Source organism: Pseudoalteromonas sp. 11L1 (assembly GCF_055397545.1).
In genome coordinates, this window is the sequence record NZ_AP041142.1 from 239,556 (window position 1) to 263,231 (window position 23,676).

Annotated in this window: 19 protein-coding genes; 9 read left to right on the forward strand and 10 right to left on the reverse strand. The window is 39.8% G+C overall.

Annotated features, from left to right (window positions below; genetic code table 11):
• Positions 1–16: 16 nt before the first annotated feature.
• The 5 genes from betA to ACZ5WS_RS16840 form a co-directional block, all read right to left on the reverse strand.
• Entirely contained in the window at positions 17–1,684 is a 1,668-nt protein-coding gene (gene betA, locus ACZ5WS_RS16820) for a choline dehydrogenase (protein WP_290168132.1), read from the reverse strand.
• A gap of 9 nt (positions 1,685–1,693) precedes the next feature.
• Positions 1,694–3,157, reverse strand: a complete 1,464-nt coding sequence (gene betB / locus ACZ5WS_RS16825; protein ID WP_178957191.1) for a betaine-aldehyde dehydrogenase — start codon at positions 3,155–3,157, stop codon at positions 1,694–1,696.
• Position 3,158: 1 nt separating this feature from the next.
• A complete protein-coding gene (gene betI / locus ACZ5WS_RS16830) occupies positions 3,159–3,734 on the reverse strand; it encodes a transcriptional regulator BetI (RefSeq protein WP_138607901.1) in 576 nt (191 codons plus the stop codon).
• Between the two features lie 439 nt (positions 3,735–4,173).
• Positions 4,174–4,476 (reverse strand): hypothetical protein, encoded by a 303-nt coding sequence (locus tag ACZ5WS_RS16835; RefSeq protein WP_464712060.1) that lies wholly within the window; start codon positions 4,474–4,476, stop codon positions 4,174–4,176.
• Positions 4,476–4,733, reverse strand: a complete 258-nt coding sequence (locus ACZ5WS_RS16840; protein ID WP_010388948.1) for a DUF3081 domain-containing protein — start codon at positions 4,731–4,733, stop codon at positions 4,476–4,478. The genes ACZ5WS_RS16835 and ACZ5WS_RS16840 overlap by 1 nt, the downstream gene beginning before the upstream one ends.
• 146 nt (positions 4,734–4,879) lie before the next feature.
• On the opposite strand from ACZ5WS_RS16840, the gene ACZ5WS_RS16845 reads away from it, so the two are divergent.
• The gene (locus tag ACZ5WS_RS16845; protein WP_138607907.1) at positions 4,880–6,160 is read left to right on the forward strand and encodes a flavohemoglobin expression-modulating QEGLA motif protein; all 1,281 of its coding nucleotides are present in this window, start codon (positions 4,880–4,882) and stop codon (positions 6,158–6,160) included.
• 72 nt (positions 6,161–6,232) lie between these two features.
• On the opposite strand, the gene ACZ5WS_RS16850 is transcribed toward ACZ5WS_RS16845, so the two are convergent.
• The 4 genes from ACZ5WS_RS16850 to ACZ5WS_RS16865 form a co-directional block, all read right to left on the reverse strand.
• Positions 6,233–7,036, reverse strand: coding sequence for a DUF1338 domain-containing protein (locus ACZ5WS_RS16850; RefSeq protein ID WP_178957188.1), 804 nt, complete (start codon positions 7,034–7,036; stop codon positions 6,233–6,235).
• Between the two features lie 27 nt (positions 7,037–7,063).
• A complete protein-coding gene (gene astD / locus ACZ5WS_RS16855) occupies positions 7,064–8,530 on the reverse strand; it encodes a succinylglutamate-semialdehyde dehydrogenase (RefSeq protein ID WP_464712061.1) in 1,467 nt (488 codons plus the stop codon).
• Between the two features lie 8 nt (positions 8,531–8,538).
• Complete coding sequence (gene astA, locus ACZ5WS_RS16860) at positions 8,539–9,573, reverse strand: arginine N-succinyltransferase (RefSeq protein ID WP_464712062.1); 1,035 nt, start codon at positions 9,571–9,573, stop codon at positions 8,539–8,541.
• A 69-nt stretch (positions 9,574–9,642) separates the two neighbouring features.
• Positions 9,643–10,848, reverse strand: coding sequence for an aspartate aminotransferase family protein (locus tag ACZ5WS_RS16865; RefSeq protein WP_464712063.1), 1,206 nt, complete (start codon positions 10,846–10,848; stop codon positions 9,643–9,645).
• Between the two features lie 190 nt (positions 10,849–11,038).
• Between ACZ5WS_RS16865 and ACZ5WS_RS16870 the strand changes: the two genes are divergently transcribed.
• The 3 genes from ACZ5WS_RS16870 to ACZ5WS_RS16880 all read left to right on the forward strand — a co-directional run bounded on the left by ACZ5WS_RS16870 (position 11,039) and on the right by ACZ5WS_RS16880 (position 13,258).
• The gene (locus tag ACZ5WS_RS16870) at positions 11,039–11,467 is read left to right on the forward strand and encodes an Lrp/AsnC family transcriptional regulator (protein WP_138608036.1); all 429 of its coding nucleotides are present in this window, start codon (positions 11,039–11,041) and stop codon (positions 11,465–11,467) included.
• Between the two features lie 254 nt (positions 11,468–11,721).
• Complete coding sequence (locus ACZ5WS_RS16875) at positions 11,722–12,099, forward strand: hypothetical protein (RefSeq protein WP_138607917.1); 378 nt, start codon at positions 11,722–11,724, stop codon at positions 12,097–12,099.
• A 133-nt stretch (positions 12,100–12,232) separates the two neighbouring features.
• A complete protein-coding gene (locus ACZ5WS_RS16880; RefSeq protein WP_178957173.1) occupies positions 12,233–13,258 on the forward strand; it encodes a GGDEF domain-containing protein in 1,026 nt (341 codons plus the stop codon).
• 1 nt (position 13,259) lies between these two features.
• Here the strand turns inward: ACZ5WS_RS16880 and ACZ5WS_RS16885 are convergent, their stop codons facing one another.
• Positions 13,260–14,183 carry a hypothetical protein gene (locus tag ACZ5WS_RS16885; protein ID WP_178957172.1) on the reverse strand — a complete coding sequence of 308 codons (924 nt, stop codon included), beginning with the start codon at positions 14,181–14,183 and terminating at the stop codon, positions 13,260–13,262.
• A 373-nt stretch (positions 14,184–14,556) separates the two neighbouring features.
• Between ACZ5WS_RS16885 and ACZ5WS_RS16890 the strand changes: the two genes are divergently transcribed.
• The 5 genes from ACZ5WS_RS16890 to ACZ5WS_RS16910 are packed head-to-tail and all read left to right on the forward strand — an operon-like array spanning position 14,557 to position 23,660.
• Positions 14,557–14,859, forward strand: coding sequence for an isoamylase early set domain-containing protein (locus ACZ5WS_RS16890; protein WP_178957171.1), 303 nt, complete (start codon positions 14,557–14,559; stop codon positions 14,857–14,859).
• 9 nt (positions 14,860–14,868) lie between these two features.
• Complete coding sequence (malQ, locus tag ACZ5WS_RS16895) at positions 14,869–16,863, forward strand: 4-alpha-glucanotransferase (RefSeq protein WP_464712064.1); 1,995 nt, start codon at positions 14,869–14,871, stop codon at positions 16,861–16,863.
• Entirely contained in the window at positions 16,864–19,086 is a 2,223-nt protein-coding gene (gene glgB / locus ACZ5WS_RS16900) for a 1,4-alpha-glucan branching protein GlgB (RefSeq protein ID WP_464712065.1), read from the forward strand. It abuts the gene before it with no gap.
• A complete protein-coding gene (gene glgX / locus ACZ5WS_RS16905; protein ID WP_464712066.1) occupies positions 19,079–21,142 on the forward strand; it encodes a glycogen debranching protein GlgX in 2,064 nt (687 codons plus the stop codon). Before glgB ends, glgX begins: the two co-directional genes overlap by 8 nt.
• Complete coding sequence (locus ACZ5WS_RS16910) at positions 21,135–23,660, forward strand: glycogen/starch/alpha-glucan phosphorylase (protein ID WP_464712067.1); 2,526 nt, start codon at positions 21,135–21,137, stop codon at positions 23,658–23,660. The genes glgX and ACZ5WS_RS16910 overlap by 8 nt, the downstream gene beginning before the upstream one ends.
• Positions 23,661–23,676 lie beyond the last annotated feature (16 nt).

A 23,676-nucleotide genomic window follows, 5' to 3' on the forward strand; every position in this document is an offset into this window, starting at 1 on the left:
TTTATGACAGGCTAAATTAAAGGGTTTTATTTCGTTGTGTAGTTTGCCAATCAGTGGCATTCACAACATCAACTCCTGTATGAGCTAAGGGCTTATTTCCTAGAATAATATCCGCGGCTTTTTCGGCCACCATAATCGTAGGGGCATTTAAATTACCGTTCGGTATGGTCGGAAAAATTGACGAATCAACCACACGTAAGCTTTGTATGCCATGCACTTGAGTGTTTGAGTTAACCACGGCCATATCATCTTCACCCATTTTACAAGAGCAAGAAGGGTGATAAGCACTTTCTACGGCTTGGCGAACAAAGGCATCAATTTGCTCATCAGTTTGAACTTGTTGCCCTGGTTGAATTTCTTCACCACGAAATTGGTTAAATGCTGGTTGTTCAATGATTTCGCGTGTTAAACGTACGCACGCTCTAAAGCCTTCAATATCGTCTTGATGCTCTAGGTAATTAAATACAATTTTAGGTGGCTGTGTTGGATCAGCTGATGCAATAGTGACACTGCCTCGGCTCTTAGGCTTGTTATGGCCTACATGCACTTGAAAACCATGCCCTGCAAAAGCACTACGACCATCGTAACGCATAGCGGCCGGTAAAAAGTGATACTGTATGTCAGGCCATTCAACACCTGGCTTTGAGCGAATAAAGGCACATGATTCAAAATGATTAGTTGAGCCTAAGCCTTTGCGAGTTAGTAGCCATTTTGCGCCAATTAAACCTTTAGAAAACAAGCCTAACTTACCGTTTAAGGTAATTGGTTGTTTACACTTATATTGAAAGTAAAACTCTAAATGATCTTGCAGGTTTTGGCCTACACCTGGTAAGTGATGTTTTACTTCAACGCCTGCTTTCTCAAGTGCTTGAGTATCACCAATACCTGAAAGCTGTAGTAGGTGTGGTGAACCAATAGAGCCTGCGCTTAAGATAACTTCTTTATTTGCTTTTGCAGTTTTAACCGCGCCATTAAGCTTGTATTCAACGCCGGTTGCTTTTTTACCATCTAAAATAACGCGCTGGGCAAGAGCACCTGTAACGATTGTTAAGTTGCTACGATGCTTAATAGGATCTAAATATTCTCGAGAGGCTGAGCTACGCACACCGTTTTTAACGGTCATGTGCATAGGGCCAAAACCTTCTTGCTGAGCACTATTGTAGTCATTTGTTGTTGAATAACCGGCCTCTGCACCCGCTTCAATAAATGCAGTGTATAACGGGTTCTCCATGTTATTGCCGTTATTAACACCTAGCGGACCTTTGCCACCACGATGGCTATTTTCACCTAGGTAAAAGCTTTCTGCTTTTTTAAAATACGGTAAACACGCTTGGTAATCCCAGCCGTTAGCACCGTGCTGTTGCCATTCATCAAAATCTTTAGCGTGGCCACGCACATACACCATGCCATTAATCGATGATGAGCCGCCAAGAACTTTACCGCGTGGGCAATGCATTTCACGGTTATCTAGATGTGGCTCTGGTTGCGTATGAAATTGCCACGCAAACTTATCTGTATTCATTGGAATAGAGAGTGCCGTTGGCATTTTTATAAAGATGCTTTTATCGCTGCCGCCGGTTTCAAGTAACAATACCTTGTTACTTGAATCTTCAGACAAGCGATTTGCTAACACACAGCCTGCTGAGCCCGCACCTACAATAATATAATCAAAAGAGTGGTTCATGATGATTCCTTAAAACGGGCTTTCTATGTCGGCCATGCCAACATAAATAGATTTAGTTTGTGTGTAATGATCTAGAGTCTCTATGCCATTTTCACGACCAATACCCGATTGCTTATAACCACCCACTGGCATCTCTGCTGGTGAGTTACCGTAAGCATTAATCCAACAAATACCGGCTTGCAGTTGATGAATTACGCGATGAGCGCGTTTAATGTCGCTGGTGAAAACGCCTGCAGCTAAACCTAAGTGAGTGCCATTAGCGCGGGCAATCACATCATCTTCATCATCAAAGACTAAAACGCTCATTACTGGGCCAAAAATCTCTTCTTTAACGATAGTCATTTCATCATTGCAATCAACAAACACAGTCGGCGCTACAAAATAGCCATTTGGCGCTGCTTCTGGAGAAAGCGTTGAACCACCTGTTAATAGTGTTGCGCCTTCTTCAAGACCTTTGTCGATGTAACTCATCACTAAATCTTGATGCTTTTTAGAAATAAGCGCGCCAAAGTTAGTGTTTAGATCTTGTGGGTCGCCGGCAATAATATTGTTTTCAGTGCGTGTTTTAAGTTCATCAATAAATTGTTGGTAAACATTTTTGTGTACGTAAATACGGGTACAGTTAGTGCAAATTTCACCTTGGGTATAAAAGTTACCTAGCATAGCGGCACTTACTGCTTGCTCTATATTGGCATCATCAAATACTAGTAATGGCGATTTACCACCGAGCTCCATAGTCACATCTTTTAATGTGCCTGCAGCACTGGCTACAACTTTTTTACCTGTACCTACTTCACCAGTAAACGATACTTTATCAATATCTTGATGTGCAGTAAGCCATTGACCTACTTCGCCCGCGCCTTGCACTACATTAAATACGCCAGCAGGAACGCCTGCTTCAATAAACACTTCGGCTAATTTAATTGCGCCAAGTGGTGTTTCTTCAGATGGCTTAAAAATAAATGCATTACCCGCTGCAAGAGCAGGACCTGACTTCCAACATGCAATTTGTAATGGGTAGTTCCATGCACCAATACCTGCACAAATACCTAGAGGTTCTTTGCGAGTATAATAAAAATCATCGCCAACCATTTGCTGTTGACCAACTTGTGCAGGGGCAAGGCCTGCGAAATATTCAATAACATCTGCGCCTGTTTCAATATCTACGCAGTTAGCTTCTTGCATTGGTTTACCAGTATCGAGAACTTCAACCAGGGCAAGCTCGTCATTGCGCTCGCGTAAAATAGCAACGGCGTTTAATAAAATACGGCTGCGCTCAATAGGGGTCATCGCTGACCAAACTTTAAAGCCTTGTTTTGCACTTTCTATCGCTGCGTTTTGAACATACTCATCAGCGACTTCAACGGCATAAATTACCTGGCCGGTTGCAGGGTTTACTACATCAAATGTTTCGCCGCTTTTATTCGCAAGGAATTGGCCGTTGATAAAGTTTTGATAAATAGGTGTAGTCACGTTAGGCTCCATATTGCTTGATAAGTGAATGCACGTAGTTTTTAGCCAGTGATTCACTGTGTTTAAACTGATTTTCGTCTGATTGGCTTAATACGGCACGAAGCCATAAGCCATCAATCATTGCTGCGGTTAATTCGGCCGCGAGTGTCGCTTGCGCCAAAGGCATTAATTGCTTAAATGAAACGGTTAAATTGCTCTGCAAGCGTTTGCTGTTTACTTTTTGTAGACGATGAAGTTCCTTATCGTGCATTGATTGCGCCCAAAAACTTAGCCACGTCCGAGTGGTATCTTTTCGTTGTTGTACTAGCGCAAAGTTTGATTCAACAATAAACATTAACCTTTGAGTTGCAGTGGTGTTTTCATCAACTTTATTAATTAAGTCGTCTTTCAAGTTCGAGAGTAAATAACGCACAGTTGCTTCAATTAGCCCCTGTTTCCCACCGAAGTAATGACTAATTATGCCTGATGACATTCCAGCATTTTTACTAATGCTATTAATTGTAGTCGCTTGAAGCCCTTTTTGAGCAACTGATTCTATAGTCGCGTCAATTAGCTGCTGACGCCTTACAGGTTCCATTCCAACTTTGGGCATAATTTTTATTAATTGAACGTTCAATAAAGATTAAGCTTAAGGTAATAGCTCTAACAATTCAAGGCTTGTGTAAATAGCAAGAGAGTAAAGTATGGATAAATGATTAACAAAATGAGTATTAAATGATGCAAAATTAACAACATAATGATTTATATAAAATCAATAAATAACAGTGGGTTATATTTGTTTTTTGTGTTTGCTTATATAGTGTAATTAATTGTTTACGAGGTAAGAGAAACTTTTAGTGATTTATTTGTTAGTGCGTTAACTATTAGAGTACTAATTGTATTTTTTACCAGCAGGGTAGTTATGTGAAGGTAAAACGAATATATCTGTTTTTCCGATGAAATACCGATTATAGAAAGGGAGATGGGAGGTAAATTAACCGAATGTTAACCTAAGAAGGGGTAAAGCAAGGTGCTGTTTAGGTTTCAACAACACCTTTAAATAGAAGGGGATAACGTCTTAAGCGATTGCCAATATAATCATCGGCCATGATCTGTTCACAAATTTCGTCGATGTTATCAGTAGCTTCAAACACCCAATCAAAACGTTCAATCGCGAGCAAAAAACCGCGCTTTAAGTGTGTTTGTTCGCGGTAATAAGCAAGGTTATTTTTTATCAGTTGCAGCTTTTCAGGTTCAGCTTTTAATTGCGCAATAACTTGTTGAATAAACTGTAAATTGCGTGAACCAGTTGGCCTATTTCGTCTATTTGTTGGTCGCATTATTCTTCGTTAGCTATGTTGTAGAGTTTCTTCAAAAAATCGTCTTTGTGTTTGTCATGTTCATAATCTAAGTGATAGGTATTATGAAATCCAAAACGTAATAATACCCCACTACCTTGTAAGTAAACGGTATAGCCGTCAATATCAGAAAATGCAGTGACCCCCTGATAAAGCTTACCTTCTTCTGTGGTTTCACCACGTTGCTGGATACGTTCGTAAACCGCTAGGATCTGTTTGTTGTCGATTTCATTTTTCATTGTTTATACCTTTTATTTATTCTCTCATACGGGGTAGATATGCGGGTCGATCATCATAAAAACAATAGTCAAGAATGTGCGATATTGCTTTGTTATTTTCAATTTATAAATTATGCTCAAAGTTCACTTTATGTTGAGCTTTTACCATGATAGACAAAGCGTTACTTTTAAAAACTCGTGAATTATCCGACCAACTTATTGCACTTCAAACCCCCATTAGAATACTCGATGCAATTAATTGGGATAAACAGACTAAAGAAGAGTTTTTTAGGCAAAAATGTCAAAAAAATCCTCTGATAGATCGTGCCTATTACCAACAGCGCGACTTAGGATTTGTGCCTAGTGAGTTGCGCCAAGCATTTTCAACACTGCATCGTAATATTATTAATCAGTTGGGACAATTAAACCCAATAACCCAATATATGGGTAAAATGTGTGGTGAATATAAAACAGTGCTCAATATGCTGGAGCATCGAGGCACTGGCGAATTTCATGACTTGTCGGTAGAGCTATTTGGTCACCCAAAAGATCTTTTTCATGCTGGTGAGCCTTCTTTATCTGAGCTTGCTAATATGCTCGAGCAGCCATTAAAAAGTTTACTTGATGCGAACATTTTGCCTGAAGATCCTAAAAATATTGATGCCAGTGATGCGGTGCGGATTTTATCTGAACAAGTTAATGCCAGTATGCAAGGCATTAATGTGGAAGTAATGCTAAGTGACGGAATTGTCAGTGATGCGGCAGCAGGAGCTAACAATATAAAGCTTAATCAAGATGTTAAGTTTTCTCAGCGCGAATTAGATATTTTAGAGGTACACGAGGGCTGGATCCATGTAGGCACCACTCAAAATGGCTTAGCGCAACCTTATTTAACTTGCTTGAGTAAAGGCACGCCAAGCTCTACCGTTACCCAAGAAGGGCTTGCAGTACTGACCGAAATAATTACTCTTAAATCAACACCACGTCGCTTATCAAAATTAGTAAACCGTATTCAAGCGGTCACCAAAGTGATTGATGGTGCTGAGTTTGTAGATATATACCGAGATTATGTAGCACAAGGGTTATCAAAAGACGACAGCTACACCCTTGCACAGCGTGTATTTAGAGGTAGCACCGCAACCGGCTTACCGTTTACTAAAGACATTGCTTATATAAAAGGCTTTGTATTGGTTTATAACTTAATTCGGGTGGCGATACAGCTTGGCAGAATTGACCAATTACCGCTATTGCTGGTGGGTAAAATATCAATTGATGACTTTAGGTTAATATCGCAACTACATGATTTAGGTGTGATTGAAAACCCACAATTTGTGCCGCCTCATTTTAAAGATTTAAGAGGACTTGCTACGTGGCTGAGCTTTGGTCGTTTTATTGGTAATTTGTCATTTGAACAATTAGAAAACGACTACAAGCCGTTGTTTTTATGATTTATAAGTGAGCTTTTTCTCAGAAACAAAAAAAGCCCAAAAATGGGCTTTTTTTAATTTAGCACAACACAGTTAACGTGCGTTGGTGCTCTCGAAAATTTTATCTGCAGAGGCTGCAACAAATCCAGTGTAAATTTCACCATCAGGTTTTGGATAACGAATAGCAAACTCGTAAAAACAGCTAGGAATGCGCATATCGCCATCGCAAAAGGTCACAGCGTATTCATCAGCTAATGTTGATGATTGCTCTAGTAGCACCTCTGGTGAGCCTTTTACTTCGCCTCCTGAGGTATTAAGTGCAAAACCTGCATCTTTAAGAGCTTGGTTTACATCATGGATGTTATCAAATTTAGCTAAGGTATTAATGTTCACAGTAAAATGATTTGCACGGTAACCCCACGCAGACATCCACGCTGCATATTCGCTCTCAGCTAATAACTTTTTGTATGTATCGGTGCTTACTTGCCAATGTGTGCCTGAATATAAAAAGTTATCGGCAGTCACAGCGCTTTCGTCAATTTGTGCCACCATATCCGTAACGATTGCTTGTAGTTCAGGCGAACATTTTTCAACTAATAATTCAGAAATAAACACTTTAGGCTGTGTCGGATCGCTATGCTCATAATGCTTGGCGTAGAGTTTTTTTGCTTCAAAGTGGTACTCACCACATTCTTTATAACCAATAGCTAAAAAGTGCGCAGCTAGTTTTTCAAGGCCTACTTTTTCTATGTTAAAAGTACGCAAAGCAATATGATCGTTAATAATGTCGTCTTTTTGCGTTGAGCCTAATAAGTCATGAATTTTATCAGCTGATGGCGTTACGGTTAGGTAGTTTTGCCATAAGTTATCAAATAATGTGTTTACATCAGTATGCATGGTAAATCCTTAAATTTTCTAAAATTGTTATTCAATTATTAAGCCCGGTGCGAGGGTTTGCGGTAAATTAACTTTTTCTGACTCTACTGAGGCTACTGGGTATGCGCAGTAATCTGCAGCATAGTATGCACTGGCTCTGTGGTTACCACTGGCACCTATGCCACCAAATGGCGCTGCGCTTGATGCGCCTGTAATAGGGCGGTTCCAGTTAACAATACCGGCACGAATACGCTTTAAAAAGTGGCTGTAATCATCTTCGCTGTCTGCAAGTAAACCTGCAGATAAACCAAAGCTGGTGTTGTTCGCCTCTGCTATAGCGCTATCAAAGTCAGTGTAGCGGTATACTTTAATTAGCGGGCCAAAGTGTTCTTCATCAGCGATTTCATCGATATTAGTGACATCAATAATACCAGGGCTGACAAACCCAGTGCCTGGTTTTAATTGTTTAAGCTCAACGAGTACCTCAGCACCTTGTTTAACTAGGTCAGCTTGCGCTGCAACCATGCCTAAGGCGGCTTTTTCACTGATCATGGCACCCATAAATGGTTGTTCGGCTGCAAAGCTATCATCTACAAGAATATTTTTGGTTGCGCTGATCAGCTTTTCTAAAATCGCATCGCCATTGGCTGATTTTTCAATAAATAATCGACGTGAACAAGTACAACGCTGACCCGAAGTAATAAAGCCCGATTGAATAATATCGTGAACGGCGGCGCTCACATCAGCAACATCTTTAACCACCAGCGGATTGTTACCGCCCATTTCAAGCGCTAAGATTTTACCTGGATGGCCTGCAAATTGTTTATGTAATAAATGGCCCGTGTTTGAGCTACCAGTAAAAAATAAGCCATCGATATCTTGATGTGAGGCAAGTGCTTTACCTGTTTCTAGTTCACCTTGAACAAGGTTTATAACCCCAGCAGGTAAGCCTGCTTTTAGCCACAGCTCTAAAGTAAACTGCGCGACATGAGGAGTTAATTCAGATGGTTTAAACACCACGGTATTACCCGCTAATATAGCAGGGACTATATGACCATTGGGTAAGTGGCCTGGGAAGTTATACGGGCCAAAAATAGCCACTACACCATGTGGTTTATGGCGAATAAAGGCTTTTGCGCCAGGCATTGGGTTTTCGGTTGTGCCAGTACGTTCATTGTAAGCACGGATAGAAATAGCAACCTTGCCTGTCATCGCACCGACTTCTGTGCGTGTTTCCCATAATGGTTTACCTGTTTCACGAGCAATAATGCTAGCAAATTCTTCGCTGTGTTCTTTTAATTGGGCAACAAAGTTTTCTAAAATGGTAATACGTTGTTCAATTGGCATATCTGCCCATTGAATTTGCGCGGCTCTTGCCGCTTCAATAGCACTGCTAACTTGTTCGGGGCTGGCACCATTACCTTGCCAAACAACTTCGCCATTGCTTGGATTAACAGAGTTAAAAGCAGGGCCTTGGCCTGCGTGCCATTGGTTATTAATTAGTTGTGTGTTCATAAATAGTGTTACAGGCGGAAAAATCGCGCTGCATCTCCTTGATTTAAATGAAGTGCATCAGCTACTTCTTGGCTGATAACTAAGGTGTGCTTTGCTTGATTATAATGAGCGTGTTTAGTGAACGTGGCTCTAAAGTCGCTAACCCCTTGATTACAAATAGCAAGGGTATCTGAGCTTTGCTCATTAATATGTTCAAGTTCACCAATGGTAATTGGGCACACTTGTGAATCACGAATACTGCGAATATTACCGAGCTTTGCCTCTACCGTGGGACCTGCGTCAAATAAATCAACGTAGCCACGATGTTCAAACCCTTCTTTTTCAAGCAGCTTAAGTGCAGGCTTGGTTTTATCATGAACATGACCAATCACCGCTTGTGCTTTTTTACTTAGCAAGTTTACATAGATAGGGTATTTAGGCATAAGCTCGCTAATAAATACTTTATCGCCTAAGCCTACTAAGTGGTCGGCTTGTGGAAATTCAATACTAAAAAAGTGTTCTTGTAACCATTGCCAAAATGGAGAGTGCCCCTGGTCATCACTCACGCCACGCATTTCAGCAATTACAGTGTCGGCAAAGCGTTCACTATGCTGTGCCATAAATAAAAAGCGTGAACGTGATAAAAATCGACCTGTTAAGCCTTTTCTGCTGTCTTCACGTAAAAATAAAGTACATATTTCTGAGCAACCAGTGTAGTCATTACACATACTTAAAATATCAACGGTATTGTAAACGCCTAAAGTGGGTGAATGATGGACGGTTTTACCTAAATGGTAATGGTACAAAGGTACAGACAAGCCGACGGCTGCTTCAATGGCGGTAGTACCAATTACTTTGCCAGTGTGACTGTCTTCTAAAACAAATAAATAGCTTTCGTCGATAGGCTTATCAACGTTTTTAGTAAAGCTGTTTTGTGCACGGTCTATTTTTTCTTGTAGTTGCCCATCATCGACAGGTAAAGAGGTAAAACCATGGCCTGATTCAATGGCAATCTCTTTAAGTGCTGCAAAATCATTGACAGTAATAGGACGTAGTACTTGCATTAATTACTTGCTCCGATAAAGCCCTTAGGTAAACATTTATCTCAGGGCTTAATATGTTTTACTTAGTGATTAACCGTTTACAACTTCGTTCACTGCTTTTTCAAAGCGAGCTAAGCCTTCTTTAATATCTTCAAATGGGATCACTAATGAAGGCGTAAAGCGGATAACGTTCATTCCGGCGACTAAATTCATTAAACCGTTGTTAGCACTTGCGACTAAAAAGTCGCGAGCACGGCCTTCAAACTTCTCATTTAATACCGCACCAATCAGTAAGCCTTTACCACGGATTTCACTAAATACATGGTATTTTTCGTTAATGGCATTTAGACCATCACGGAACATTTGTTCACGTTCTTTTACGCCATTTAAAACCGCAGGGGTATTTACTGTATCAAATGCAGCTTCTGCAACAGCACATGCCAATGGGTTACCACCGTAGGTAGAACCATGAGTGCCTATTTTTAGGTGAGCTGCAATGTCAGTAGTGGTGATCATCGCGCCAATTGGGAAACCGCCACCTAATGCTTTAGCCGTGGTTAAAATGTCAGGAATAACATCTAGGCCTTCGTATGCGTATAAGTGACCTGTACGGCCAACACCCGTTTGCACTTCATCAAAAATTAGCAGTGCGTTATGCTTAGTACACAGTTCACGTACTTTTTGTGCAAATTCATTGGTTGGTGGCACAATACCGCCTTCACCTTGTAATGGCTCCATCATTACCGCACAAGTATCATCACCAATTAAGGCTTCAAAAGCGGCAATATCATTGTAATCACAATGAACAATATCAGCAGGTTTTGGACCAAAACCATCAGAGTAAGCGGCTTGGCCTCCCACTGTTACAGTGAAAAAAGTACGGCCATGAAAGCCTTTATTAAAAGCGATAATTTTAGATTTTTCAGCACCAAATTTATTCAGTGCAAAGCGACGCGCTAATTTTAAAGCCGCTTCGTTTGCTTCAGCTCCTGAGTTTGCAAAGTAAACTTTTTCAGCAAAGGTCGCATCAACCATTTTTTTAGCTAAGCGAAGTGCTGGCTCATTGGTCATTACATTTGCTAAGTGCCAAATTTTCTCGCCTTGCTCTTTAAGTGCGCCTACTAATGCAGGGTGGCAATGACCTAAACAATTAACCGCAATACCACCGGCAAAATCGATAAATTCGTTATTATTTTGATCCCACACGCGTGAGCCTTCACCACGAACCGGAATAACTGCAGATGGGTTGTAGTTAGGGACCATTACGTCGTTAAATAAATCTCTGGTTACTTGCATTTTTACACCTAAATTAATCACATAAAAAAATACGTTGCTGAAAAATAACGCTAAGTTCAGGCTTATTCAGCAATACAATGTGTTTTACTTGTTAAAAGTGTCATTATCAAAGGTTATGAATTAAATTTGCAGTGCTATTTTGTGAAAAATGATTAGAATAATGGTCAAATCAACGAAACTTATTAGCATTATGATAACTCCCCAAGATGAAAAGTTACTATCAGTATTAAAAATGAACGCTCGAGCGAGTATTTCTGATCTAGCTCGGCATTTAAATTTATCACGCTCAACAGTGCAAAGCCGTATGCTCAAGTTGGAGCAAAGTGGGGTAATTAAAGGGTATAGCGTTGACTTTGGTGATGATTTTTTAAATAGCTTGGTTTCTGCGCACGTCTCTATAAAGGTTATGCAGAAGCTAACGACAAAAACCAACGTAGAGTTAAAGCAAATAGATGCTATATCTCAGTTGTATGCAATTAGTGGTGAGTTTGATTTAATTGCCATTGTTGAGGCTCAAAACCTTGAGCAGTTGAGCCATTTACTGGACGATATAGGTAATCTCGATGGCGTAGAGCGTACTCGTTCATCGGTTATTTTAGAAACTAAATTTAAGCGTTAATTTGATTGTTTATCACCATTCAGTGAGTATTAATTATTTGCATTTAAGCCTACTTAATTGTAGTCTTCTCATTATTAGGAACAAGGATTGTTTTTACCAAATCAATAGGCTCTTCGCCTCTTCGTTTGCCACAATCCCCAAGTATTGAATAAACCTGATAAATATACTTATTACATGTATAAACCTTAGTTGGTTATATTATGTAAAACAGGGTGTTTTGGAAAAACTGCTCAAACACATTACAAGGAAATGTTATGAAATACACAACACTAGCTGCTGCAGCCTTATTAATAATAGGTGGCTCATATTTAAGTGCGAAGGCCACTTTATTTGACTCAAGCGATAATATAACGGTTGAAACTTACAGCGATATATTTTTCAAACTAGAATCCTCTCCCATCAATATTGATGAGATTATTACTGGTGCGAGTCAGTTTGCCAATAGCTTATGTGATGAAAGTATTTATCAAGAAGTCATTGGAGAGTCAGTAAACTCATGCAAGCAAAAATTCAAACAATCACAAGCGCAGTGTGCTGACTTTATTACAAAAAATAGTGAGGTTATGTACACTGATAAAGTGGCTATAACGCTGGTATCTGAAAAATTTATAAATTGCATGACTAATAGTTAGGTTTCCTTTATTTAAGATTAGTAATAAAAATCTCCCTGAGCTGGCAGGCATTAATAAAACCTAGCATATTCCACTGCGTGGTCTATGCTGAATTTTATTAGTTGTTAACGCCCAGTTTGCTTTAGGGAGTACAATGCAAGAAAATTTACTCAATTCAGTCATCAAAATAACTAAAAATAGAGATGTAGATTCTCTTGAATACAGTTTGATATCGACCATCCAAGAGTTTATTGGCTGTAAAGAAGTCTCAGTTTACAAAGATGTAGAAGTTCAGGGCCAGCTTACTATTGAGCAAAGTCTTTGTTTAAAAATTACTGGTGAAAAACAATTTGAGTGGCAACAACGACAAATTGTTACACACCCTGAGGATGAACTTCTATCTTGCTTACGTTCTGCTTGCATTATCACGGTGCAATCAACAGATGGCATTGAGCGCCGTTGGTTACCTATTACCCGCCAAGAAAAAACAGTTGCCGCAATTTCAGTGGTTTCAAACAGCCTAGATAGTCCATCTCAAGTGATGTTGAATGCTTTTTGTCGTATTTTTGAAAACTATTTAGTCATTCTTCATGAAAATGAAAGAGATAAATTAACAGGTCTATTAAATAGACAAACCTTTGAGAAAAAAATAAAGCAACTGATTGAAAAACAAGTATTGAAAGTACACAGTTTATCCCGGGGTGAGGGTAAAAGGCTGCAAAAATACGCATCTACATCTTGGTTGGCTATTTTAGACATTGATCACTTTAAAAATATAAACGACAAGTATGGTCATATCTGTGGCGATGAAGTGCTACTGATATTAGCGCAAAATATGCGTCATTTTTTTCGTTCAACCGATTTGATTTTTCGCTTTGGTGGAGAAGAATTTGTGATTGTTTTTGAGCCTACCGAGGCAGACTCTATAAGTAATAAAATGGCAGAATTTTTACAGCTCGTCAGAAATACATCGTTTCCTTTTATTGGAAATATGACGGTCAGTGCTGGTTTAGCACGTATTAGCCCTTATGATTTTCCAATCACTGTAATAGAGAACGCTGATAAAGCACTATATTACGCTAAAAATAATGGCCGAGATAAATTTTGTATCTACGAAGATTTAATTGCTGAACAGCTAATCAAAGTACAAGAAAATGATTCAGAAATAGATTTATTTTAACTTACTTAGCTTGAGTATGACTTCGTTTGACTTTAACTTTAGTAACTTGGTCGAGCTTTAAAAAATAAACATTACCGCCAATGCCTTTAAATTCCTCATCGGTAAAGGCAATTGTATTGTTATCATAAAACGTGATCGCTTCTTTTTGGGTCACAATGCCGAGATCAATTTTAGACACATCGCCAGAGAAAAACTTATCCCCTTTGAAATCTTCAAACAGCCAAATACTGGTTGAATCTAGTAGTGCAAGTTTTTTTCTATTTGGACTGAGCGCCGCTGAGGTGATCCAGCATAACTTTTCCATAGTGGTACAGGTTCTAAATGAGTCTATTAGCTGGGCGTCAAAATTTGCAGCATGGTCGCCTACTTTGTAAACATTGGTAATACCATCAAAGGGCTCAGTTCGGTTTTTTGTAAATAAATATAAATGCCGACCAAAAGCCACAAAAGCCTCTAAGTCGTAGTTACGTTGCTCTGGCTTTATTGGGCTGCCGTCTAATTCCGGGTAGGTAAACTTAATTATCTCGGCTTCGGTGGTATTTGTTTTGATATCAATGGGGTTTTCTATTTTATAAATGGTTAGCCATTTACGTTCATTTTTATTATTGCCAAAGTCCCCTAAGAAAAAATGACCAAATTTATTTTGCGTCATGTCCTCCCAGTCAATATTTTTTGCGTTGCTGACTAAAATTTCTTTAGCGATAGAACCATCATCATTGAGTCTATAAAGCTTAGGTTCGTCACCGCTGTCATTAATAGCCCATAGACGTTTATATTTATCAAATTCTATACCTGAAATTTCTTTTAACTTTGGATCTACAGAGACAAGCTTTTTACTATATAGTGTATAAATTGAACTACCCACAACAGCGATGATGGTTAGAAAAACAATAACAGAGGTAATAAAAATGCTTTTTTTAATCATAGTCTTTAAATATTCATCGCATTGGCTAGGTGGATAATTATTATCGCTGATGATGCCGCTAAGCTAAAGGTTTTTAACCATAATGCGGTAATAAAAATGATTATGAGTGTATTGTTTTAAAAGTTATTTAATTGAGTGTAGTTGGTTTAAAAATTGCTCGGTAAAGGAGCTTACCTAAAAACCTGTTTAAATGGTTAAAAACTGCACCAACCTAGTGCGATAAAATAAATAACGCACTGTAATAATGCGTAAATAAAGTTTTGTTTAACTTTAAGCTTGTTTTTATGTGAATGAATGGATTCCACATCGCCTATTTAAGCTGTTTGGCCTGTGGCAAAGATTAATAACCCTTATGGTTTAGTTGGAGCCTATTATGTTGAATAAACGCTTTTTTAAGACAAAAAACGAAGCAGAAGTTACGTTTGAATTTTCTCATCCTGATGCTGAAGATGTCTGTTTGCTTGGGGAGTTTAATGATTGGCAGCCAGTGCCAATGAAATTAAATAAAAAATTGGGTGTGTTTAAATGTAAACAGCGTTTGCCTGTTGATAAAGAGTTTCACTTCCGTTACTTGATTAATGGTAAACAGTGGGACAACGACCATCAGGCTGATGGCTATCAGGCCAATAATTTTGGTTCAGAAAATAGTATAGTAAATACTCAACGCATTAATTAAGGTTGGTGAATGGACGCACTATCGCAATCATTTTATTTGCATGGAATAGGTTATGAGTACACTAAATATTCTGGTGAACACGTTATTTTTAGTGAACAAACGCGCAAGTTAGCCTTACAGTGCTGTGGCGTTGACACCAGTGATGCAACACAAATAGCTCAGTTAAATTATCAATTAGATGCGGCCACTTGGTTAACGCTTGCACCGGCTGTTAGCTTAGTAAAACAGCCTAGCAATGTGCTTAAAATACGTATTAAAGAAGCCGACGCGCACCATAAAATTACTCTTAATATACCTGCATTAAATATAAAACTGCAATTTGAGCAAATAGCTGACTATGCGCCATTAGGCGAGTATTTTTTTAAGGACTGCCGTTATATTGAAATAGCGTTACCACTTACCCATTTACCTACGGGTTATTATGATGCTTTGCTGAGTATGGGAGCGCAATCGGCAACTACACAAATTTGGTCTATCCCTAAACAAGTTTATCAAATTGCCGATAGTAAACGCCTTGGCTTATCAATTCAGTTATATACATTAAAAAACCAAGCCGGAATGGGAATTGGTGATTTTAATGATTTACTTGAATTAACCACGTTATGTGCAAAACAAAAAATGGATTATATTTTACTTAATCCTCTGCACTTATTATTTGCAGATAACCCAGAGTGCGCCAGTCCCTATAACCCCAGTAACCGCGCGTTACTCAATCCATTGTATATAGCAATTAACTTATCGTCCGATAGTATTAACAACCCCGCTTTAGATGATTACTTATCCTCTTGTTGTTTAACGTCGCACAGCGAGCAAGATATAACCTTTATTAATTATAAAACGGTTACTGAGCAGAAATATAATGCCTTTAAACTGCTTTTTGTGCATTTTCAACAACAGGGTAGTCAAGCTCGGCATAACGAGTTTACTGCATTTTGTAAACAGCACTGTGATGAACTTGCCATGTTAGAAACTACACAGCCGTCATTCGACCATTACCTGCAATGGCAGGCACACAGCCAACTCGCACGATGCCAACAACATTGTATCGACCAAGGAATGGCGATTGGTTTGATTAACGACTTAGCGGTGGGCTGTGCCAAAGAGGGCAGTGAATTTAAAAACCAGCAAGCGTTGTTTAGCCAAAATGCAACTGTGGGGGCTCCACCAGATCCTTGGGCTGCGAGTGGTCAAAATTGGGGGTTGCCAGCAGTAAATCCTATGCGCCTTGCTGACAATAACTATTACTTTTACCGCTCACTTATACGTGCAAACATGAATGCTGTGGGTGGATTACGTATTGATCATGTGATGGCAATTAGACGTTTATGGTGGTGCTTTAACAATAATAACAGCCAAGATGGTTGCTATGTTTACTACCCATTCGAGCACTTGTTAGCTATTTTGAAAATTGAATCACACCTCAATCAGGCTGTCGTGATAGGCGAAGATTTAGGTGTTGTGCCACCTGAAGTAAAAGAAGCGCTGGTGAGCAGTGGTATTTTTTCAAACAGTTTATTTTATTTTGAAAAACAACAAAATGATGAATTTGTTCATCGCGATCATCTTAGCGAACAATGCCTGCTGATGATTGCCAATCATGACGTACCGCCATTTGTTGGCTGGTGGCAGCATAGTGATTTGAATCTCAAACAACAGTATCAATTGATTGATGCCGTTGAACATCAGCAGCTCGTGCAGCAACGGCAACAAGAACAACAGCGGCTACTTGGTTTTATTAATACACACGACACACATTCTGATATGTCATTAAACACTGATGCTTTTGCGATTTATAGCGCGCTGGCTTTGTGTTTAGCAAAGTCACCATCGCGATTATTTGCCCTACAAATTGATGACTTAGACAAACAATGCTACCCAGTTAACATTCCGGGTACAGATAAAGAGTATCCCAATTGGAGACGGGTGTTAACACATACGTGCGAGGATATTTTTACTGATAATGCATCACTTTTGACTGCAATACATTCAATGAGGAATGGGTAAATGGGCAGTATAAAAAATATGAAATCAACGCCAGTGACTGATTATGATTCACAAGTTACTGCGCTCGCAGCAGGACGCTTTAAAGACCCGTTTAGCTTTTTAGGAACGCATAGTACACAAAGCGGCATAGAAATTCGAGTGTATTTGCCAGCAGCACTGCAGGTTGAATTGTTAATTGGTGATCAAACAATTACTGCATTGCGCTATAAACAAAGTGATTTATTTATAGCTGAGCTATCAAGTATGCCAAGCAGTATTTACCAATGCCAAGTTAGTTATGAAAGCAATAATATTACCTTTTACGATGAATACAGCTTCAGTAGTACGCTTGATGAGCAAGCGATGTACCTGTTTAACGAAGGGAGTCTTGAGCATGCCTATGCGCACTTAGGCGCGCAATTTATGACTCAACAGGGCGTAGACGGTGTTCGTTTTTGTGTATGGGCACCAAACGCTGCCAGTGTTTCAGTGATTGGCGAATTTAACTTTTGGCAGGCCAATCGTCACTTCATGCGGTTTCATCCTGCCAGTGGAGTATGGGAGTTATTTATCCCGGGGCTGTGCGCCGAGATGTGTTACAAATTTGCTATCACCACACTCAGTGGTGAAGTTTTAGATAAAGCCGATCCATTTGCCTTTAAAATGCAGCAAGCGCCAGGCACTGCAAGTATATTACAGTACAAACCTACCCCTATTAAGCTCAGTGAAAAAGCGATTATAAATAGGCAACAGCGCAATCATATTGATGCCGCTATTAGTATTTATGAAGTGCACTTAGGTTCTTGGCAACGCGCTGAACATAATCGTTATTTAAACTACGGCGAGCTGGCAGATAAGCTTGTAAGTTACGTGACTGATATGGGGTTTACTCACTTACAACTTATGCCTATTAGTGAATACCCGTTTGATGGCTCATGGGGGTATCAGCCGGTAGGCTTGTTTGCACCAACAAGTCGTTTTGGTGATTACAACAGCTTTAAATACTTAGTTGAGCAATGCCATAAAGCCAATATCGGTATTTTACTCGATTGGGTGCCGGGGCACTTTCCAAGCGACCCTCATGGGTTACATTGTTTTGATGGCACCCATTTATATGAACATGCTGATATGCGTCAAGGGTTTCACCCTGATTGGAATACCTATATTTATAATTACGATCGCCCTGAAGTTAAAAGCTTTTTAATATCAAATGCAATGTATTGGCTCAGTCAATTTGGCATAGATGGACTGCGAGTAGATGCGGTGGCATCTATGTTGTATCTTGATTACAGCCGAAAAGAAGGGCAATGGGTGGCTAATTGCTACGGTGGCAGAGAAAACTTAGGGGCAATTGAGTGCCTTAAACAGGTAAACATACGCAGTTATAAAAATAACCCCGGTATTATGATGGTTGCTGAGGAGTCAACGGCGTGGCCCGGAGTAACGCAAAGCGTTGAGCATAATGGTTTGGGCTTTGGTTACAAATGGAATATGGGCTGGATGAACGACAGCCTGCATTACATGCAGCAAGACTCACTATTTAGGAAATACCATCATCATAAAATGACATTTTCTATGGTGTATGCCTTTAGTGAAAATTACATTTTACCGCTCAGTCATGATGAAGTGGTGCATGGCAAAGGCTCACTACTAAACAAAATGCCTGGTGACGATTGGCAACAGTTTGCTAATTTACGGGCTTATTATGCGTTTATGTGGGCGCATCCAGGAAAAAAACTACTGTTTATGGGCGCCGAAATAGCACAGCGAAAAGAGTGGGATCATGACAATTCAATAGACTGGCACTTGCTTGAACACCAAAGTCATCAAGGTATTCAAGATACGGTTAAACGCCTTAATCATGTGTATCAAGCACATCCAGCACTTTATGAGCTTGATAGTTGCGCTACTGGTTTTTCATGGATAGATAATAATAACAGTCAGCAAAGTATATTTAGCTTTATTCGTTATGCCAAAAGTGCTGACGATTTTATGGTTATTGTCGCTAATTTTACCCCAACTGCTTATCAACATTTTACTTTAGGCGTGCCTGCTACAGGCAGTTACAAGGTGATATTAAATACTGATGAGTCATGTTTTTTTGGCTCAGGTATTAATGTCACTGATGAGCCAAGCCAACTAATACATTCAATTAATCAACCAAGTCATGGCTTTGATCACAGTATTACATTGCACATGGGTGGCTTAACCACGGTCTACTTACAAAAGGTGAATGATGAGTAATTGCTTTGAGGTTACCCATGGTGCACCTTTGCCACTAGGCTCGACTGTACAAAGCAACGGTGTCAACTTTGCCTTATACGCCCCTAATGCAAGCCAAGCATTTGTTTGTTTATTTGATAAAAGTGGCCATACAGAAATATTAAAAATAGCTATGAATATTAACGAAGGCGGAGTGTGGAGTATTCACGTTGCACCACTGAGCGCTGGCGCATTATATGGCTTTAGGGTCGATGGTGAGTATAACCATGAAAAAGGTATGTTATTTAATGAACATAAATTACTGATTGACCCGTATGCAAAAGACTTGTTTAACGAGTTTACTTGGAGCGAGCGCCATTACGGGCAAATGCCGATAGGCACTAAAAGCGTGGTTAATAATGCAATAGATATCCCTAAATCTAAAGTGACTACATCTGTTTCATATATCAATAAAAAGCCTGATCACAGCTGGGCTAATACGGTTATTTATGAATGCCATGTAAAGGGCGCTACCTGTCGTCATCCAGGTATTCCAAAAGCACAGCAAGGTACGTTTTTAGGCTTAAGCCATCCGTGTTTTATTGAGCATCTAAAAAGTTTAGGGGTGACCGCTATTGAGCTTTTGCCTGTACATGCGTTTATAAGTGAACAGTTTTTAATTACTAAAGGGCTACAAAATTACTGGGGCTACAATAGCATCAATTTTTTTACCCCCCATAAAGACTATTTGGTTAATGACGATATAAACGAATTTAAACAGATGGTCAGCGAATTACATCGCGCCAATATTGAAGTTATTTTAGATGTTGTATACAACCATACTGCCGAGGGGGGCAGTGATGGACCGATATTGTCTTTACGTGGCTTCGATAACCTTACTTATTATCGCACTATTACTGGGCAACCTAATGTATACATAAATGATACCGGCTGTGGTAACACCTTAAATATTGACCATCCAAAAACTTTGCAACTGGTTCTTGATAGCTTGCGGTATTGGGTGGAAGTTATGGGAGTGGATGGTTTTCGATTTGACTTAGCAACCATTTTAGGGCGTTCAAGTACCGGCTTTAGTGCTTCTCACACGTTTTTACAGGCCGTTGCACAAGATCCTATATTAAATAAAGTAAAACTGATCAGTGAGCCGTGGGATATAGGCCCTGGTGGGTATCAGTTAGGTGCTTTTCCTGCTCCTTGGCGTGAGTGGAACGATCAATACCGTGATGTGATTAAACGTTTTTGGCAAAGCGAAAAAGGCATTATTAGTGATGTTGCCAAGCGTTTACATGGCTCCTTTGATATTTTTGAACACAGTAATCGTGGCCCGCTTAATAGTATTAATTTTATTACCAGTCATGATGGTTTTACCCTTGCCGATTTAGTCAGTTATGAGCACAAACATAACCAAGCAAATGGTGAAAACAATCAAGATGGCCACAGCGCTAATTATTCGTTTAATTGCGGAGTTGAGGGATTTAGTAGCGATCCTGAAATAATGGGCTTGCGCCTACAACAACAAAAAAACTTTTTACTTACCTTACTGCTCTCTAAAGGGGTGCCAATGATAGCCTCAGGCAGTGAAATGGCCCACTCCCAAGGCGGTAATAATAACGCTTATTGCCAGAATAATCGTACCAGCTGGCTTGCATGGAAAGACTCACAGCTAAACCATTGCTTAATTCAGTTTATAGATGATGCGTTAAAAATTAGGCGCGGTCACAGCGCGTTTAAACACAGTGTATTTTTAGATGATATAGATGAACGTTTCACCGTTAAGTGGTTTACCGAGCAAGGTAAAGAAATGGATGAAACACATTGGCATGAAGATACGCGACAATTTTTAATGTATAGCTTACTTGATAAGCAAAATAAGCACGCCTTATTAATTATTTTAAACGCCAGTAAACAGCCCGTGGTCTGCCAATTACCACAATCGCCCATTACTGCGACATGGGCGTTAGTGTTATCAAGCGTAAATAACGCATCAACTGTTGTTGAAGAAGATGCAACCGTGAATATTTCAGCACAAAGTAGTTGGGTTTTTAGTGCCAATTTAGAAGGCGAAGATTATGACTAAGCAAGACGAGCAAGTGTGTGTGGTTAAAGGCTGGCAAGAAGGCCCAGTTATTGATGAAAGTACCTTAAGTGATGATTTAACTCGCCACTTTTATTACACCTTAGGGCGTGATGTGGTGGGAGAGTCGCAGTTGTATTTATATCATGCATTGGCGCTGACAATAAGAGATAGACTCGTTGCGCGTTGCAGAGAAACTAATCAGCAAATTAAACAACAAAAACGCCGCAAAACAGCGTATTTATCGCTAGAGTTTTTAATGGGTAGAGCACTGGGTAATGCGGTACTCAATCTTGATTTAGAATCTCAGGTAAGTACTGCACTGCAAGCTTACTGTACTGAGCTGGAAAATGTAGAACAAGCAGAGCATGATGCTGGCTTAGGTAATGGTGGCTTGGGGCGTTTAGCGGCATGCTTTTTAGATAGTTGCGCGAGTTTAGCGCTGCCAGTAGTGGGTTATGGAATTCGCTATGAATACGGCATGTTTAATCAATCAATAAAAGAAGGCAACCAAATTGAGCAGCCAGATAACTGGCTACGCGAAGGTCATCCTTGGGAATTGAGCGCACCAGAGCAAGCTAAACGAGTTAAGTTCTCGGGTTATGTACAAAGTTATACCGATAAATTTGGTCGTGAACATCGCCAGTGGATGAGCTCCCAAGATGTGCTTGCGGTTCCTTATGATGTTCCTATTCCGGGCTATAAAAATAATATTGTTAATACCCTTAGGCTTTGGAAGTCTGAAGCTACAGATGAATTTAATTTAGCAGAATTTAATGCCGGTAGTTATTCAGAAGCGGTGGCGCAAAAAAACCTCGCAGAGCAAATAACCATGGTGTTGTACCCTAACGACAGCAGTGAAAATGGTAAAGAACTGCGTTTACGCCAGCAATACTTTTTATCATCGGCAAGCATTCAAGATGTACTGAGCCAGTGGATTGAGCAATACGGAGATAATTTTACTGATTTTGCTCAGCATCATGTTTTTCAGCTTAACGACACTCATCCTAGTATTGCCGTGGCAGAGCTGATGCGAATTTTAGTTGACGACCATGAACTCGACTGGGATCAGGCATGGAACATCACAACCAAAACCATGGCTTATACAAATCACACTTTATTGCCGGAGGCATTAGAGAAGTGGTCAGTGGGGTTATTTGCTAAATTATTACCACGTATTTTAGAAATTATTTTTGAAATTAATGCCCGTTTCTTAGCAGAGGTTGCAAGGCATTGGCCGGGTGATGTGCAAAAGCAACGAGACTTATCATTAATTGAAGAGGGCGAAGAGCCGCAAATTCGCATGGCTTTTTTAGCCATTGTTGGTAGTTATTCAGTCAATGGCGTAGCCGCACTGCATACCCAGTTATTAACTGCGGGTTTGTTTAAAGATTTTTACTCATTATGGCCTGAAAAGTTTAATAACAAAACCAATGGGGTGACACCAAGGCGTTGGCTTGCTTATTGTAATCCGGGTCTGAGCCATATTATTAGCGAGAAAATAGGAAAAGACTGGGTAGGCGACTTTGCAAAAATTAGCCAATTACGTCGTTTTTATGATGATCCTCAATTGCACGTAACATGGCAGCAGGCAAAACGGCAAAACAAGCAGCGTTTAGTCGATTTAGTAAAGCAAAAGTGTGGCGTTGAGTTTGACGTAAATATGCTATTTGATGTGCAGGTAAAGCGTATTCATGAATATAAGCGCCAGTTACTCAATGTGCTACATGTTATTCATTTATACGACCGCATTCGTCGTGGCGATACACAAGGCATGGTACCTCGGTGTGTATTACTCGGAGGTAAAGCCGCACCTGGTTATATGATGGCGAAGAAAATTATTAAACTGATTAATAATGTTGCTGAGGTGATCAACAAAGACCCTGAAGTATCGATGTTTTTAAGAGTTGCCTTTTTACCAAATTACAATGTGACCGCCATGGAAACTATATGTCCTGCAACAGATTTGTCGGAGCAAGTTTCTACAGCAGGTAAAGAAGCATCCGGTACCGGCAACATGAAGTTTATGATGAATGGTGCGCTCACAATAGGCACGTTAGATGGCGCGAATATTGAAATCCGCGATGCAGTAGGAGCTGAAAACTTCTTCTTATTTGGCGCACAAGCCGAGCACATTGACGAAATTAGAGCGCATTATAATCCCAGTGAAATTATTGCGAATAACTCAGATCTAAATAGCGTGATGCATCTCCTTGAAAGTGGTCATTTTAATCTATTTGAACCCGGCTTATTTGATGATGTCATTAGCGGCATTAAAAGCAAAGACGATGCATGGCTAACCGCACATGACTTTGCCAGTTACATTGCAGCGCAGCGTGAAGTGGATAAAGCGTACGCTGATCAAACCCACTGGACTCAAATGAGTATTTTAAATACCGCGGCCAGTGGCTTATTTTCTAGTGACAGAACAATAGGCCAATATTGTGATGACATATGGCACTTAACCCCACTAGATACTTCACAGCAAACAGTAAAAACAAACACTGAAACTAATAGCTGACACTAAATGGAGAGAG